This window comes from Candidatus Hydrogenedentota bacterium (assembly GCA_013359265.1).
Taxonomy (GTDB): domain Bacteria; phylum Hydrogenedentota; class Hydrogenedentia; order Hydrogenedentales; family SLHB01; genus JABWCD01.
The window spans coordinates 64,915-81,026 of the sequence record JABWCD010000019.1; the positions used below are offsets into that span (position 1 = coordinate 64,915).

Below are 16,112 nucleotides of genomic sequence, written 5' to 3' on the forward strand. Positions count from 1 at the left end.
GCCACAGCTTAACGGAGCGGCGCATTCTTGCGCACGGTTCCACGTGTTATGCGGTCATTGCGAGTTGGCCGAGGAATTCGCGCAGGCAGAGCGCTTCGTGCGCGGTACTGCGGCTGGCTTGCGCGCTAAACAGTTCGATAAAGGTCTCGTCGGCACAAACGGGGCAGTACGTGTGCGAGACATCCCCTTGATGCAATGACGCCGCCGGGGCCGACCATTGGCCGTCCACGCGAAACCGTTTGCATTTGCAGCACTGTACCGTCATTCTCAGGCCTCCTACGCCGTATCCTTCATCGGCGGGAACGGCCTGGAACTTGAGGCAGAGGTACGCTGCGCCATGGAATATCCGCATTGGAAACGTTTGCCAGAAAACGAGTTGGACTGGTTCGAAGCGCTCATCAGCCTGGCGCGGTACCTCCGCGGTCCGGACGGGTGCCCGTGGGACCGCGAACAAACGGCGCTCACCTTCGCGAAGTACGCGATACAGGAAGGCGACGAACTCATCGAGGCGCTGGAACGAGGCGACAACACGCACAGCGAAGAGGAAATGGGGGACGTGCTGTTCGTGTTGCTCGCGTCGGTTGCCGCGGCGGAAGCGGAGGGACGGTTCACGCTGGCTTCGGTGCTTGAGCGCATTCACGAAAAGATGATCCGCCGGCACGACCATGTGTTCGGCGAGACGAAGGCGCAGACACCGGAGGACGCCATCGCGGCATGGAATCGCATCAAGCAGGAAGAAAAGGCAGGAAAGTAGACTGTGTGCGTGGCCATACGCCGGCAGCAAATCGCGATCTGCGTCCTCGCCACGCTGGTGGGTCACGGTGCGGCTGAGGGCGTAATCACGCCGGAACTCGAGGTATCCGGCGATCATTTTACTGTCGATTCCCAGCCAAGGTTTCTTGTGTTTGTTTCGTACTTTGACGCCATGCGCGCATCGGACGAGACGCTCGAATCGGACTTCCGTTATCTTCGCGCAAACGGATTCGATGGCATTCGCATTTTCCCGAACTGGTGGGACTTTCGCCGCGAAATCGCTTTTGGCGGCGACACGCTCCTAAACGGAAAGGGCCAAATCCGGTTGGAGCGGTTCAGCGCGCTGGAGCGAATCCTGGAACTTGCGGCGCAACATGGGCTGCTGGTCGACGTGTCGTTTGCGTACGAAACGGTATTGGGGCTTTCGAACTTGACCGAGCAGCAAGTCGGCACTTCGCAAGGATTGCTACCCGTTAATCAGGTGCGGCTCGACGATTACGAGCACGCGCTATTCTACGTGGCGGGAGGGCTGCGCGACTACCGGCACATTTTCCTCGACATCCAAAACGAATACAACGGACGTATCACGCACCTGAGTGATGATGAGGTGCGGCGCCTGCGCGCGGCGATAAAGAATGCCGATCCGCATCGGCTCGTGACGGCGTCGCTGGCCAACGAAATTGGACCCGAGGAGGTCGCGCGCCGGAGCAACGAGGTGAACGTGGACATTGTCGGCTGGCACGAATCGCGCAATCCGTGGCAGTTCGATGCGATGGATGCTCTAGTGAAGCGCGCGAGAGGCGCAACCACGAAACCCATATACATGGGGGAACCGGCGTTGCTCGAAGACGGGTTGACCGTCGAGTCGGTCATCACCGCGGTTACCAAGGCGAAAGCGGGCGGCGCTGCGGCGTGGACGTTTCACACGCGAAACGGGTTCGACCTGTCGAAGCAATCGCTCGTTGAATCCATGACGGAACCGGAACGGAGGTTCGCGGAGACATTCAAACCCAAGTTGGACGCGACGCCTTGGGGCGCAAACGTCGCCGCGAAAGTTGCGGAGTGACCGTGCCGACGATATTCGTTGACGCGGACGCGTGCCCGGTCAAGAACGAAGTGTATCGCGTCGCGGAGCGGCTCGGTCTGCATGTGACGGTCGTGGCGAACGCGCCGATGTTTGTGCCGCGGACGGGCGATATCGAGTTGGTGGTTGTCGGTAACGCCATCGACGCCGCCGACGATTGGATCGCGGAACGCGCGACGAAGAATGACATCGTGATTGCGGACGACATACCGTTGGCGGCGCGGTGTATCAAGAGCGGCGCGTTCGTGTTGACGCCGAAGGGGCACGAGCATACGGAGGCGTCGATTGGAGGGGCGCTCGCGACGCGCGAGATTCTGGCCCACCTGCGCGAGCACGGCACGATCGGCGGCGGCCCGGCGCCGTTTCAGCAGAGTGACCGTTCGCGCTTTCTGCAGCGCCTGGACGTCGTTGCCCGAAGGGCGATGGCGGGCTAACCCGCGTTTCTCGCCGCCCCACGACGTTGCAAGTGGACGTAAAAACATTCGGTGCGGCGAGAAACGCTCACGAGTAAACCCTTGAGCGTATGGCGTGAGGATTTTTCACGCGAACAGCTTGTACCGGAAACTATGGAACTTCATGTGACGCAACGGATAGTACACGTCGTTGCGGTTCGCGTGAAAAATCCGGGCTAACGTCTGGACAGTTCTTTGAGTTTTTCTTCGTCCACTTCGACGCCCAAACCTGGGCCCTTCGGAATCGCCACTCGGCCGCCCGTCACTGTGAATGGCTGTTTCAAAATCGTTTCTTCGATGAACTGCGGGCCGTTGAGTGCGGCGGGTTTCTGCAAACCGTATGCGCCGTAGAGAATGAGCGACGCCGCGAGCGCGATGTCCGGATCGGTGAGGCCGCTGCCGAGGAACATGAGATTGTGCGCGTCGAGCAATTCAATTTGCGCGCGCGCGGAAACGAGTCCGCCGCAGCGCGCGGGTTTTAATGCGACGCCGTCGCAACAGCCGAGCTTAATGAATTCTTCGAGGTCGGTCGGTGAGACGACGCCTTCATCCAGAATGATAGGCAGTACGCCCAGCTTTTTCAGTTGCTGGTACCCTGTTAACCGATTCGATGGCAGGGGTTGCTCGAACACGGCCATGCCCGCATCTTTGAGTTTTGGCGCGGCTTCGAGGGCCGTCTTCAGATCGTAGCCGCCATTGGCGTCGCCCCAGAGGAAGCCGTCCGGCGCGAGTTCCTTCACTCTCTTGCACAATGCAATGTCCGTCGACAGGTCCGGGGCGACCTTGATATTGAAATTCGTGTAGCCGCGCTCCCGTCCTTTGGCAACGATCGACTCGGTGTCCTCGAACACTTTCGGATTGAGCGTCCAACTGAGCAGGAGGTCGTCGGGTAACGTGCGTCCCCACAATTCGGCGACGTTCTTGTTCAGTGCCCTTCCCATCAGGTCGTGCAGGGCGAGATCGATGCCCGCTTTCGTGATTGGTGCGCCGGTCGAAAACGAGTTCGCGACCTCACGGTTCATGGTCGCATGGATAGCCTCGAAATCGAAGGGGTCCATTCCGATGAGCAACGGCTTCAGATACCGCTCGATCGTGCTGACCGCCGACTCGAGCGTTTCGTAGCTCCATCGCGGCACGGGCACGCTTTGTCCCCAGCCGACCGCGCCGTCGTTCGCGGTGATTTTGATTACGACGGATGCGCGGCCGGTGCCCCCGCCCGGACTTTCGAAAAACTTGAACCGCATCACCGTCGGGTAGACGACAGGAAAGAGTTCGATGCGTTCGATTTTCAGGCTGGGCGTAGCCGCTACTGATTTCGTTGCCATGACGAGCGATACTCCTCCCAATGCGCAGATTGTGGTGAACTCGCGCCGCGTCGGGCGTTGCATGGTGACACTCCTTCGTACTGGATGACGCCATCGTAACTACATGGGCGTTTGGAGTCGAATCTGCCGGGCGCCGAAGTGCTAATTCTGCTTCGGCGGCAAACGGCGTAACCGCATGATATTACTTGAAAAAAAGCAGACCATAGGGCAGTCTTTTGAAAGGTAATGCTGGGGAGACTGGGTATGCCGAGCAGCGAAGTTGCGCCGCTTCGGATTTATTGCGTGTGCGGCCAGAAGATGAAGGTCTCCGAGGACATGTTTGGCCGCCCGGGCAAATGTGTCGCGTGCCGCCTGAAAATCCGGATTCCCACACCGGACGAAATCCCTCCGAACACGGATGTTATCTATCTCAAAGACCACCCTGAACTTTTGCGCAAGGTGAGGAAGGGGGCCGGCCCGGAGAAGGCCAAACAGAAGGAAGAGGCGGAAGTCGCGCCGTTGCCGGACATCGATCCGAAGGGGAAGGTGCGCAAAGCGCTTGGGCCGCTCGACGTACTCGATCCGTTGCGCCAAATCCACAGCCTCGTCGCGAAGCTGGAGAAGCGGATCACCGGGTCGAAGTTGGTGCAGGACACCGGCAGCGTCGAGGTGGCCGCGCGCAAAGATCCGAAGATCGCGGAACTGCTGGGCATTCGTACGCGCATTCGCGCGGCAGAGCAGGACCTCGAAGAAGAACTGCGCCAGCGCTTGATGGAGACCGCCATCGAACTTGCCGCGACGAACGAAAAACTCGCGGAACTGAACCTCGCGGTGCGGGTGGCCGAACTGCCGTACAGCGAATACCGGACCCAGGTGGATAGGCTCCGCCGCCGCCGCGACAATCACGAACGGCGGCAGTCAAACTTGCGCGGCTGGTTGACGGTGGAGGACGTTCATCGTGCCGGCGGCGCGGTCGACGTGGCGTTCGAGCATATACCCACGGGGACGTTCCGGATTACGTTCGCGAACGAGATCGACGATAACGAGACCTTGCTCGATGTGCACGTGGAATCGCTGCGCGGGGCATTGGCGGACCGCGCGCAGTCCGAGCGCAAGTTGAGCGAGGCGAAAAAACTGAAGGCGCCGCCGTCCGGCAATGGGCGCACGATTGCGGAAGTCGTTGCTGATGCCAAGGCGCAGCACGAGCGCACCCAGGCGCGCGTGCAGCACGCCCGGGAACGGCTTGAACAGCTTGCGGACGACTATTCGAACGACATGCAGGCAATTGACGCGCAGCTCGATCATTCGCGCGGCCGACTTCAGGTGGGCCAGCTTAAGCGCGAGGAGTTTGCGGAGGCCGAAGAAGAACTTCGCCGGGCGAAGACGGACCTGACGAAGGCGCGCGCGCTGGTGGTGCGCGCGCTCAATGCGAATAGCGCCGAGGAGGTGCCGCGCGCACGGGGCACCTTCGTTGCGCGCCTCGCGCACGGAAAGCCCGGATTGCGCGCGCCAATGGACGCGTGGGTCGCTTGGGCGGGCGCGGCGCTCGTGTTGGCGGCGTTATTCCTCCCAATTGCCGGCGGGCACACGGCACTGCAACTCGCGGGCATGGATTCCGGTCCTGGATCGACGGCGTTTTGGTATGCGCTATTCCCGATCGGCATTGCGGTCTTCGCGGTTGCCGCCGCCTTCATTCCCAGTATTTCTGCGCGCGGTCTCGCGTATTGTGCGGTGTGGTTGCTTGCGTGTTTGCTGACAACGACGTTTCTGCACGAAAGCGCGTACAACGAGAGCCCCGTGTCGGCAGCGTTGCGCGTAGGCGGACCGTTGTTGTTGCGTCCGGGAATGCTCGTGTACGCGTTGGGTTTGCTGGCAGTCGCCGCCGCCGGCGTCATTACGCTTGCCGCAACGCGCGACGGGCGTGTCATCATTCCGCTAACGGCCATTGCCACCGTTGCGGGTGTCGGGGCCGTTGTGACGGACCTTGGTGGTGTACGTACTGCGCAGCCGGAACTGAGCGTCGAGACGCGAATCGTCACTGACGCGCAGCCGCCTGAACACGAAGTGACCGTGAGCGTGAAAAATTCCGGCGGACGCGAGTTGCTGCTCGCGGCGAATTCGACGATGAGGAACGCATACGCGCTTAACGTGGAAAAACGGATTGGAAAAAACTCGGGGATTGACGTCAGCGCTCCGGTGAGCGTGCGCGTCGGAAACTCGCAACTGCCAATCGGTAGCTATCCGATTTCGCGGTTGCCGGTTTTGCCGGGGCAGGCAGCGGCGCTGGTATACCGGTTACCGGAGGGGGAATACCGCGCGACGCTGAAGGGCGCGTCGGGCGCCGCGCAGGAAGCGGCATTTACGCTCGAGCCCGTTGCGGGAACGGACGCTGCCACCGCGCCGAATACGACAGCGCAGCCCACCGAACCAGCGCGGCCCGTCGAGCCGCAACAACCCACGTCGGCGCTAATGGATGCGCTTGCGCCGGAAGTGACGCTGCGAGGGATTCTGACTTCGGAAAATCGGGCCGCCCAGTTCTCGATCACGGTGCGGCTGGCGGACGGAGCGACGAGCGAGCGCGCGTACGCGATCGGTGACGAGGTCTACACCAACTGGACGATTAGCGAGTTTAATCCGGCGGAGCAGACGATCACGCTGTCGAATGGAAAGGACATCATGATTCTGCGGCGCGGCGAGCCGCAACGGTTGGGGGCGAGTCCGTCGCTGTAGACCTCGCCTTTGTCAGTTCCGCTTCGCGAGTTTTTGATCGCCGACGATGCGCAGTTCGATCGGTTCGCCGAGAAACACGGGCCGTTGCGGCGACTGTGTTTCGATGTTCGCCTGAACGTAGATTCTCCGCGTCATCGGCTTCACCCACGGTTCGGCGAGGATTTCGATGCGGCGTTCCGTCTCGCCTTCGCGGACGAGTATTCCGTTTAACCCCGTGTACATCACGCGCACGCCGAATGGCAAATTCAACACGCTGATTGGGGTCCGGCTGTCGTAGCCGTTCGCCTTCGTAAGGTTGAGGCTGATTGCGCCGAGTTGGCCCGGCGCAAGCACGAGCGTGTTTTCGCCGTTGTTCACGGTCAGGTCCGGCTGCTTCTCGCTGACGGTGATCGACCCGAAGTACGCCTCGCGCGTGACGGTGGTTCCGCTCACGTTCGCTTCCCCGGTGAGCTTGAAGCGGGAATCGAACGGCGTCGTTTTGGCGTCCGGACCCGCAACGAGCGCGACGCGCACCAAGTCTTCGTCGGGCAGTACCGATTCGGTCTCGACAGTGAAGCCTTCGGGAAGACCATGTGCGGTGACCTTCACTTCTTCGTTAAAGCCGTCCGTGCGAAGCACGCGCACGTCGAGCGGAATGCGGCTTCCCGGGGGCATGCTGATGTGGTAGGGCGCGGCCGCCACTGCAAAGTCGGGCTTCAACTCGCGCAACAGCAGGCGGTAGGCGTGATTTGGCCCTCCTTCGCCGCGCACGTCCGACACGCGAACGACGTAGTCGCCGTCCTCCGGCGCGACGAAATCGAGCCGCGAATCGCCGGTCGCGTTTCCGTTAGCGTCGAACGCGTCGTCGTTTTTCCAGAAGAGTGGGTATACCGGCATGCCGTTCGGCGCGAAAGTAGTTCCCACCGGATGAACGGTAACCTTGTAGATGTGATCGTATACGGCGTGATGTTCGGGCGTGGTGGCGAACAGGCCGATGCGCTGGCCGTTCGGATACTGTTTGAACACGACGTCTTCGTCGCCGTACCCGGGAATGCGCGACACCTGGATGACTTCGCCGCCGACCATGACGTAGTCGTTCATTTTGAAGTCGCGCCAATTTTCGAATCGAAGGCCCGCCTGGCGCGAGTCGCGCGGCGAGAGCGTCAACGCGGTCTGCGCCACGCAGCGGAGCAGGGCGCGCTGCAAGGGATTGCCCTGAGCGTCAAGCACTTCGATTTTCGAGTCGAGCTTCGAGCCGAACTTCGCAGCGAGCGTCTCGATCACGATTGCCTGATCCTTGTTCGCGTGGAAGTGGTAGTAATCCACATCCGGCACGCCGTCCTTGTCGTGCGCGATGCGCGCGTTGATTGCGGCAGGAAACGCGAGCGGCTGCGCCTCGGCCGCGGAGTTGTTCGGTTCGACTTCGGAAGCGTCGGCCGCACCGCTCACGGACAATACCGGCAACGAAATCGGACTGCCTTCGGGCACGGCGATGGGCAGGGGCATGGTGGCGCCAGGCGCAGCTTCATCGGGCGGATCAACTTCAACCGTTGTGCCCGGGAGATTAAAGCCGGCAACTTCGACTTTCTGCGGCACACCGGCGTGCACGCCGAGTGGCCACACCGACGTCACCATCGGGAATGCGCCGATATGAAGGCGATAGCCCAGGTTTGCGCGCAGGTCCGCGTCGGCGACTTCCACCACGTAGTCGCCGTCGGCAGGGACTTTGTATCCCATGCGACTGCGCATGGCGCCGCCGAAGTCTGCGCCGGTAGCGACGACGTCGCCCGACGGATCACGCAACTGCATGTCGACATTCAATGCGCTATCCGTAATGACGAAGACGATTTCCTGTCCGGCCTTCGCGGAGACGTTGTACTTGTCCACGTCGCCGGATGCATTGATTGCCGCCTCGACGACACCAGGCCATTGCACGGGTTGCGGCGATTCATCGTTCGGTTCGGCCTTGCTCAGGTCCGGTGCAGGGATAATGGTGAAGCCCGCGCCGTTGGTGAGGCCAATCGGCGTGCGGAAAAGGATTTCGTAGCGCCCGAGGGGCGCGTCGGCCTCGGTCTTTACCTTTAGCTTCATTTTGTATGGACGCGCGTTATCGAGGATGTCCGCACCCGTGCCGCGCGGGCCTTCGCCGAGTTTCAGTTCAGGTTCGGGCAGCGCCTCGACTTCCGCGATTTCAACGTTTACCTTCGGGTTCGTCGAGATAGGCTCGGCACGATCGAGGTTCTTTCCGTTGACGGCGAGTTCGAGTTCCGCACCGCGGTGCCAACGATCGGGCGAAACCGATTGCAGCGAAGGCGGGACCGTTGCGCGGATAATCACTGCTTCAACGCTGAGGCTGGTCACCTTCTTCGGGCCGGACTGTGCGCTGGCGACTTGCGTCGTCGAACCGGACAATGCCTTGCCCGTTTCGGTGGCGTAAATGGTGCGTGTCGCATCATACCGGCCGGCAGCCAGCAAGGCGCCTTGCGGGTCCAGCGCAAGCGCTGTCACCCAATCGGACTGGTGTTCGAAGGTCACCTTCTCGGTTAGCGCGGCAGAGTCCCACGCCTTGATTCGTCGATCTTCCGCGGTCGAATATAACGTCGAGCCGTCGGGCGAATAGATGATGTGTAAGATTGCGCCTTCGTGCGCGAAGGTAGAAGTTTTCAACTTGCCCGCGGTCGATCCTGATTGCTCGAGCGGCTCGCCCGCGCCGACCATTTCCCACAGGCGGATGACCTTGTCCGCGCCGGCGCCCGCGAGCGTGTTGCCGTCCGGCGCAAACGCGAGCGCGAGCACGGCGTCGAGCGAGTCGGAGATGGTGATCAGCAGTTTGCCGTCGCTCGCCTGCCACAATTTTACGGTCCGGTCGCCCGCGCCGGACGCAATCTGTTTTCCGTCCGGGCTCCACGCGACGGCATAGACGGCATCGACGTGGTTCGCGAGGGTGCGCACGGCATTGCCGGTTTCGACGTCCCAGACGATGAGCGATTTGTCGTAGCTCGCCGAGACGAGTTGCTTGCCGTCAGGGCTGAACGCCAATGCGAGGACATTGTCCTTGTGGCCTTCAATCGTTTTGATCAACGACAGATCGGATGTGTTCCACAGCTTAATCTCACCGCCGCGCCCCGGCTTGCCACCGCCCGCCGCAAGCACGCCGGCGCCGGCATTGAACGCAAGCGCGCGCACCATTTCCGCGTGGCCTTCAAGCTTGCCTTTTGAGGTCGCCTGCCCTTGCGCGTCTACCGTAAACAGTTCGACGTTGTGCAGCGTACCGCTTGCAAGCAGGAGTTCGTCGCCGCGCTTGCCGTAGGCCATCGCGCTGATCGGCGGCTGAATCGTGGCTGGATTTGGCGCGGACGCAGCTTGTGGGGCAGAGGTTGAGGTCGGAGCCGCGGGGGCGTCTTGTCCTTTTGCGCCGTCGTTTATCCACTGTTTCAACAATGCTATAGAATCCACGCCAAGCGGTTCGCCCTTGCCTTCGGGCGGCATCTTCGGCTCGAGTTTGCCCTCGATCATCTGGATCAGACGGCTTTCTTCCGCTTTGCCGGCGACAAGGATGACGCCCTCCGAACCTCCCTTCAGCGTACCGGCAAGCGTGGAAAGATCGAGCTTGCCCTTGGGGGGGTCGACCGGGGGGAAATGACACGCGGAGCAGTGGCTTTTGAAGATGGGAAGGATTTCCCCTTCAAAAGTAAGCTCGCCCAACGCGCCGCGCGCGAGCAGGAGCGCAGCAACAACTATCCAGCAAAGTCTTCGGCGAAGCATAAACCGGTTCTCCGGGATTATCGATGCGGGCGCGGCCACTTTCGCGGATCGTCTGCCTGATGGAAAAGCGATATAACTCTCACGAAATCGCGCTCTACCACATAAAACAAGCTGAACTTGAATCTGCGAAGAATTGCTCTGCGAATACGTGGCCGTATTTCTTCGTACATATCTGGATACTCAGCGATCATTGCCAAAACGACTTGAATGTTTTCGTGCAGCTTGACGCCAAGCCCTTTGCATTCCTGCTCGTAGGTTTCGACTATTGTTCGAATTCGTTCCTGAGCTACGGTCGAAACGATTACCGTTTTAGGCATTGATCGCGAATCTCATCCATTACCTCGCGCCAAGGCCGCCCCTCTTCGGGATTAACGTCATGTTCGGCAAGCAAGTCGTCCAAATAGGTCTCCTGTTCGGGGGTCAAAGGTGGGACGTGTTCGTCCTCTATTGAATGAGCGATTTGAAGAATGAGTTTCTGACGCTCATCCACGTCAAGTCGGCGAATATCTTCTTCTGTCACTGCTCGAAGATCGACGGACATACGGAATCCCTCAATGGTTAAACAAAAACTCTTTTCCAGACAGCACGGCCCACACGAGGTCTTCGAGCGCAAGGCGGCGCTCTGCATTGGAATCGGCGGCGCCTTGGGCTGCGGAGGCGAGAATTGCGAGGGCGTTCTCGCGTTCTTCGGGGCGCGGAGGTCGCGCGAGTGCCCGCATATAGATTTGGTCCAGCGCTTCTTCATCCGCGACGTTATCGGCGACGAGCTTGGTGAGGAAGCTGCGCTCGTCGCTGAGTTTCTTGTTGAGCGTGTCACCATTCGCGACGTGAAGCGTTTGCGCGATGCTGGAATCGGCTGTGCGCTCGCACGAGCACGTCTGTTTTCGCTCCGGTCTACCGAACGCGGAAAGGAAATACGAACCCACTTGCGAGTCGGGCAATTGTTGCGCGCGGAACCCGGCGGGATAACCGTTGAATTCGGTGGGAACGCCGCTCACCTGCGAATATGCATCGAGAATCACCTCCGCGCTGAGGCGGCGGATGATGTACTGCGAGTAGTAATGTTCGTCAGGCAACTCGGGATCGGACGGTTGCGACTCTCGCTGGTACGCCGCGGACTCCATGATGGTCCGCATAAGGTGTCTGAGATCGTAACAATGGCCGGCAAGGTCCTCCGCCAGGGCATCAAGCAACGGACCGTTCGTTGGCGGGTTGGTCAAACGCAAATCATCTTCGGGCTCGACAAGGCCGCGTCCCATGTAATTGCGCCACACGCGGTTCGCGATCGCGCGCGTAAAGTACGTGTTGTCCGGGGAAGTCAGCCATTGTGCAAGTTCGATCCGGCGATCGTTCGAACTGGCGAGGTCGAGCGGTTCGCCGTCGAGCGGACGCGGCGGCATGGGCGCGCCGATGCGCGGGTGCAGCACGTCGCCGAAGGTGTCCGTAACCACTTCGGTGTCGTTGCCGCGTTGACCATTTTTGTACTTCACGCGGGCGAACAGGTTCGCCATGCCGTAGTAGTCGTCCTGCGTCCACTTCTCGAGCGGGTGGTTGTGGCACCGCGCGCAGGTGATCGAAAACCCGAGAAACGCCTGCGATGTGGTCTCCGTCAGGTCGACCGTCTCCTTGTGCATCGCGAGGTAGTTCGCCGCGCCGTTGTCGAGCGTGCTGCCGTTCGCCGTGAGCAACTCAGTAACGAACGTGTCCCACGGCTTATTCGCGGCGACGCTATCGCGAATGAACCGGTAGAACGAAATCAGTTCTTCCCGCCGCGGGATGTTTTTGGAGGACAGCAACAACAGGTCGGACCATTTGTAGGACCAGTAGTCGACAAACTCCGGGCTTTCTACGAGCTTCGCGATCAGGTCCCGGCGCTTTTTCGGATTGGTGTCGGCAACGAACGCCGCGACATCATCCGGCTTGGGCAGCACGCCGGTCGCGTCGAGCGACGCGCGCCGTATGAACTCGGCGTCGGTGCAGAGGTTGGTGGGCGCTATTTGAAGGCTCTTGAGTTGTCGCATGACCAACTCGTCGATGTAGTTATACGACTCGGCCTTCGCGAACAGCTCCGGCGCTACCGGCTTCTCGCGCGGAACGAGGACGCGTACCGCGGAGACTTTGCTCGCGTACCAGACGGTGATCGACGCTGCGCCCGGACCGGTGACAGTGATCTTGCCGTTGTCATCCACGACGGCGACCGAATCGTCCGTGGTCTCATACTTTACCCAGCGCGACACGTCTGCATATCCTCCGTCCGAGTAGTTCGCGCGGACTATGATCTGCTGCGTTGCGTCTTTCGCCAGCTTCACGGAGTTGGGATACGGCTCGATCGACTGTACCAGCGGGTCGGCCGCGTTCGCCGCGGGCGCGCCCGCGGCAATCCAGTCGCGCAGGATTCGGTAGGATTCGCTGTCGTTGCGGAAACGTTCTCCGCCGCCGTGCGGCACTTCCATCGTCGCCTTCAGCAACACCAGGCTCTGCTCCGGCTCGGAGAGTGATAAGCGCCGTGCGTTGGCCTGGCGCGTCATTACCTTGTGGTCCCAATCGAAATCGAATCCGCGCAACGAGAGCTTGAATCCGTTCTTGCCCGCCGCCGCGCCGTGGCAGGCGCCGGTGTTGCACCCCATCTTGAATAGCAGTGGCGCAATGTCGTTGCGGAAACTCGGTGTGAAGGGCTTATCCGTGCCTGTCACCGTGACCGTCGCGGTTACGGATTGTCCGTCCACCGTCGCGGTGATGGTTGCTTCGCCGTCTCCGATCGCTCGCACCAGGCCCTTTGCGTCAACTTCAGCGACCGCGGGATTGGACGACGCAAACGTTGCTTTCGGCGTCAAGTCCCCCGCAGATTCATCGCCGTTCATCCGTTCGACAATGAGCGAATGATTCGCCCCCTGATGCGTCAGCGCAATCGCGCTTGGGATCATCGCGAGGCGCGACTCTGCGCTCGACATAGTTGTCGAAGCCAGCGCGGCAACTAACACACGCGCAAACCAGACGCGAATGCTCATGGTAGCCCTCATGCCTTGCACTACGAAACAGCCCGACAAACCGAAGGGATCGGCGGGCTACACCAACTCCATAATCGGCTTAACGCCGAAATCCACAAGCGGAATGGGCCGGCTGCCGGGGCCGACAAGCTCGGTTTCGCCGTCGATACCGAGACAGTGGTAAACGGTTGCGACGACTTCAGCCGGAGTGACGGGGCGCTCGACCGGGTAGGCGCCGATGTCGTCGGTCTTGCCGACGACGCGCCCGCCCTGAATGCCGCCGCCCGCCATGAGAATCGACCAGACCTGCGGCCAGTGGTCGCGCCCGCCGGCGGGGTTAATCTTCGGCGTCCGCCCAAACTCGCCCATCGCGACGATCAGCGTGTTTTCGAGCATGCCGCGCTGCTTCAAATCTTCGAGCAGCGTGCTCAGGCCCTTGTCCAGCATCGGTCCCACCAGATCGCTGTAACACTCGATGGGGCTAAATGGCGCGGAACCGTGAATGTCCCACGTGATCTCGTTGAACACGGTCTCGAACATGTTGACCGTGCAGAAGCGGACGCCGCTTTCGAGTAGGCGGCGAGAAAGCAAACAACTTTGCCCGAACTTGTTGCGGCCATACGCGTCACGCAACTTGTCCGGTTCCTTCGTCAAATCGAAGGCCTCGCGCGCAGCGGTCGACGACATTAGCGTGTACGCCTGCTGAAAGTTTTCGTCGAGCAGACGCGCATCCGGATTCGCTTCGAGCTGTTTGACCGAATCGTCCACAATCTCGCGCAGATTGCGCCTCCGTTCGATGCGCGACGCGGAGATGTAGTCCGGCGGCAACAGATCGGGCACTTTGAAGTCCGTCCGGTCCGGCTCGGCGTTTAGAATAAAGGGATCGTGCGACTTGCCGAGGAAGCCCGCGTTCTGCCCGTGCGGCATATTTCCGCCCGTCGGGCCGATGGGGCGCGGCATCAGCACGTGCGGCGGCATGCCGTTCTTGCCGCCCTTGAGATAGCCGAGCACACACCCCGCGTGCGGGTGTTCCATACCGTTCTGGAAGAGGCGGCCCGTTTGCATCATTTGGTGGCCGGTATCGTGCACGCCAGCGGCTTTGTGGTGCAGCGTGCGAATCAGCGAAAACTTGTCCGCGTGATTGGCAAGGTTGGGGAAGATCTCCGAAATCTGGATATCGGGGTTATTCGTCCTGATCGGCTTATAAGGTCCGCGGATTTCGCGCGGCGCATCCGGCTTCATATCGAATGTGTCGAGTTGGCTCGGCCCGCCGACCAGGAAGAGGAAGATGCAGTTCATGTCCTTCTTTGTGTCGACGGCGCCGGCGCTGCGCAGACCCATGAACCCGGGCATCGTCAGGCCGATGGTGGACAGCGCTCCGGCGTGCAGAAAGTCGCGACGCGACATGCCATCGCAGAAGTGAACCGATTTTTCAGCGTCTATCCGATACATGCCAGCCCTCGCTTTCGCAGGGATATCCCTTGCGCGTCCGAACAGCCTACGCCAACGCCCGGCGTTTCACGAAACACAGTATAGTCGAAGGCTCTCAGGGGGGCAAGAAGAAAACTGGAAGTGTATACATATCAAGAAATTATGCGAGGATTGGTGGACTTCGACATTTGCCGTGATATACTCGCAACAGAGGTTCGTCTTGCAATGGATTCGATTCCAAATTGCCAACATCCGGACCGTAGCGCAGTTGGTTACTGGGTCGCCAAAGGCATTAAGGCTTTCGTCGTTTGGCTTATTCCAACTGTCGCAATACCTCTGCTCTGGTCGTTTACTCTCGATGAGCCGCTGAGGGACACCGTTCGCCTTGGAATCCTTTTCGGCTGCTGTGCGGGGATCATCGCCGCGTTTGTATTCGTCGTGTGGGACCTTAGTTTCCGCCGCGTTCTGAAAGGTCTTTGGAATTTCATCGAGACTTGGGGTGCTTGACGCTTAGTCTGTGGGGTTGCGACGAGTCTTGCTGGCGACCGGTTTATGTGGATTCAGCCTCAAGTTAAGCACGCGTAATTCCGACTCGAACTTGCCCAGTACACTTGCCAGCCGGTCCACCCAAGGGAACAGGTTTGCGGATTGGTGGATGTCTGCGGCATCCATCCATGCAACGGTGCGGCGAACACCTTCTTCCCACGGCAGCAGGTCTTTGAAATCCGGCACGTCGCGCTTGAGTGCGGCGTTCGTGTAGGCAGCGTGGTACTGGAAGATTTCGACGAGCATGTCCGCGGAACCCTTGGGCGAGCCCGCGACGATTTGCGGGGTGGTCATCGGGACAATGCGCGCTTCGCACCCGATCGCCTTGGCCATGCGTTCGTGGAACGCGCGCCACGTCATCACCTCGTCCCCGACGATGTTGTAGGCCTTGCCCATCGTGGCCTTGCGGCCCAGCGCGCCGACGAATCCCTTCGCCATGTCGCCAATGTAGCCCGGTTGCCAAAGCCCTTGGCCGTCGCCGGGTACGACAATCGGTCTGCCTTTGCGGATGCGCGTGACAAGGCTCGGGTTGTAGCCCCAAATATCGAGCAGCGGTTGACCCGGACCGTAACAATGCGACGGCCGCATGATAGTCGCCGGAAAGCCAAATTCACGGAACGCCTTGAGGTACGCTGCCTCCGCCTTGCTCTTGTTTGCGCCGTACGCGGAGACGGGACGGTGGGGTTCGTTTTCGTCCGCGGGAATTCGCGTGAGCGGGCCGCCGTACACGCAGACCGTGCTGCAAAAGACGAAGTGCCTGACACGATCGCGAAATACGCGAACGTTGTGCGCGGCGGTCTTCGCGTCGAATGTAATCATGTCGATCACGGCGTCAGCGTTGACTTTCCGCATGCCTCGCGCGAACCCGGCGAAGTCCGCGCGGTTGCCGATGTGCGTCTCGACGTCGTAGTCAAACCGGCGGGGCGACAGCCCACGATTGAAGAGGACGGGCGTGTGCCCTTTCGCAACGAGCCATTCGACAATGGCGGTACTGATGAGACCTGTGCCGCCGAGCACGAGTACGCGCATGGGATTACTCCTTCGCAGTTTCTGACGCGTCAGGCTCGTCGGACATGTCGGT

12 protein-coding genes are annotated in these 16,112 nt (G+C 60.6%); 5 read left to right on the forward strand and 7 right to left on the reverse strand.

Features of this window, described 5'->3' with window-relative positions; translation table 11 throughout:
• Window positions 1–46: 46 nt before the first annotated feature.
• Complete coding sequence (locus HUU46_16675; protein ID NUM55282.1) at window positions 47–265, reverse strand: hypothetical protein; 219 nt, start codon at window positions 263–265, stop codon at window positions 47–49.
• A 72-nt stretch (window positions 266–337) separates the two neighbouring features.
• Between HUU46_16675 and HUU46_16680 the strand changes: the two genes are divergently transcribed.
• The 3 genes from HUU46_16680 to HUU46_16690 are packed head-to-tail and all read left to right on the forward strand — an operon-like array spanning window position 338 to window position 2,271.
• Complete coding sequence (locus tag HUU46_16680) at window positions 338–754, forward strand: hypothetical protein (GenBank protein ID NUM55283.1); 417 nt, start codon at window positions 338–340, stop codon at window positions 752–754.
• A gap of 9 nt (window positions 755–763) precedes the next feature.
• Window positions 764–1,819 (forward strand): hypothetical protein, encoded by a 1,056-nt coding sequence (locus HUU46_16685; GenBank protein ID NUM55284.1) that lies wholly within the window; start codon window positions 764–766, stop codon window positions 1,817–1,819.
• Complete coding sequence (locus tag HUU46_16690; protein NUM55285.1) at window positions 1,816–2,271, forward strand: YaiI/YqxD family protein; 456 nt, start codon at window positions 1,816–1,818, stop codon at window positions 2,269–2,271. Before HUU46_16685 ends, HUU46_16690 begins: the two co-directional genes overlap by 4 nt.
• Before the next feature lie 194 nt (window positions 2,272–2,465).
• Here HUU46_16690 and HUU46_16695 read toward each other — a convergent pair whose 3' ends face one another.
• Window positions 2,466–3,677, reverse strand: a complete 1,212-nt coding sequence (locus tag HUU46_16695) for a hypothetical protein (GenBank protein NUM55286.1) — start codon at window positions 3,675–3,677, stop codon at window positions 2,466–2,468.
• A gap of 180 nt (window positions 3,678–3,857) precedes the next feature.
• Between HUU46_16695 and HUU46_16700 the strand changes: the two genes are divergently transcribed.
• Window positions 3,858–6,323, forward strand: coding sequence for a hypothetical protein (locus tag HUU46_16700; protein ID NUM55287.1), 2,466 nt, complete (start codon window positions 3,858–3,860; stop codon window positions 6,321–6,323).
• 12 nt (window positions 6,324–6,335) lie between these two features.
• Here HUU46_16700 and HUU46_16705 read toward each other — a convergent pair whose 3' ends face one another.
• The 4 genes from HUU46_16705 to HUU46_16720 form a co-directional block, all read right to left on the reverse strand.
• The gene (locus HUU46_16705) at window positions 6,336–10,067 is read right to left on the reverse strand and encodes a pre-peptidase C-terminal domain-containing protein (protein NUM55288.1); all 3,732 of its coding nucleotides are present in this window, start codon (window positions 10,065–10,067) and stop codon (window positions 6,336–6,338) included.
• Between the two features lie 301 nt (window positions 10,068–10,368).
• Entirely contained in the window at window positions 10,369–10,608 is a 240-nt protein-coding gene (locus HUU46_16710; GenBank protein NUM55289.1) for an addiction module protein, read from the reverse strand.
• A gap of 10 nt (window positions 10,609–10,618) precedes the next feature.
• Window positions 10,619–13,069, reverse strand: coding sequence for a DUF1553 domain-containing protein (locus HUU46_16715; GenBank protein NUM55290.1), 2,451 nt, complete (start codon window positions 13,067–13,069; stop codon window positions 10,619–10,621).
• Between the two features lie 63 nt (window positions 13,070–13,132).
• A complete protein-coding gene (locus HUU46_16720; GenBank protein ID NUM55291.1) occupies window positions 13,133–14,506 on the reverse strand; it encodes a DUF1501 domain-containing protein in 1,374 nt (457 codons plus the stop codon).
• 120 nt (window positions 14,507–14,626) lie between these two features.
• Here HUU46_16720 and HUU46_16725 point away from each other — a divergent pair, with 120 nt between their 5' ends.
• On the forward strand, window positions 14,627–14,992 hold the full coding sequence (locus HUU46_16725; protein ID NUM55292.1) for a hypothetical protein: 366 nt from the start codon (window positions 14,627–14,629) through the stop codon (window positions 14,990–14,992).
• A 3-nt stretch (window positions 14,993–14,995) separates the two neighbouring features.
• Here HUU46_16725 and HUU46_16730 read toward each other — a convergent pair whose 3' ends face one another.
• Window positions 14,996–16,060 (reverse strand): NAD-dependent epimerase/dehydratase family protein, encoded by a 1,065-nt coding sequence (locus HUU46_16730; GenBank protein NUM55293.1) that lies wholly within the window; start codon window positions 16,058–16,060, stop codon window positions 14,996–14,998.
• Between the last annotated feature and the right edge of the window lie 52 nt (window positions 16,061–16,112).

Bases quoted from the DNA above. Each gene is read 5' to 3' on its own strand.
- HUU46_16680 (NUM55283.1), top strand. From the start codon at position 338: ATGGAATATCCGCATTGGAAACGTTTGCCAGAAAACGAGTTGGACTGG.
- HUU46_16730 (NUM55293.1), bottom strand. From the start codon at position 16,060: ATGCGCGTACTCGTGCTCGGCGGCACAGGTCTCATCAGTACCGCCATT.
- HUU46_16675 (NUM55282.1), bottom strand. From the start codon at position 265: ATGACGGTACAGTGCTGCAAATGCAAACGGTTTCGCGTGGACGGCCAA.
- HUU46_16720 (NUM55291.1), bottom strand. From the start codon at position 14,506: ATGTATCGGATAGACGCTGAAAAATCGGTTCACTTCTGCGATGGCATG.
- HUU46_16710 (NUM55289.1), bottom strand. From the start codon at position 10,608: ATGTCCGTCGATCTTCGAGCAGTGACAGAAGAAGATATTCGCCGACTT.
- HUU46_16695 (NUM55286.1), bottom strand. From the start codon at position 3,677: ATGCAACGCCCGACGCGGCGCGAGTTCACCACAATCTGCGCATTGGGA.
- HUU46_16705 (NUM55288.1), bottom strand. From the start codon at position 10,067: ATGCTTCGCCGAAGACTTTGCTGGATAGTTGTTGCTGCGCTCCTGCTC.
- HUU46_16700 (NUM55287.1), top strand. From the start codon at position 3,858: ATGCCGAGCAGCGAAGTTGCGCCGCTTCGGATTTATTGCGTGTGCGGC.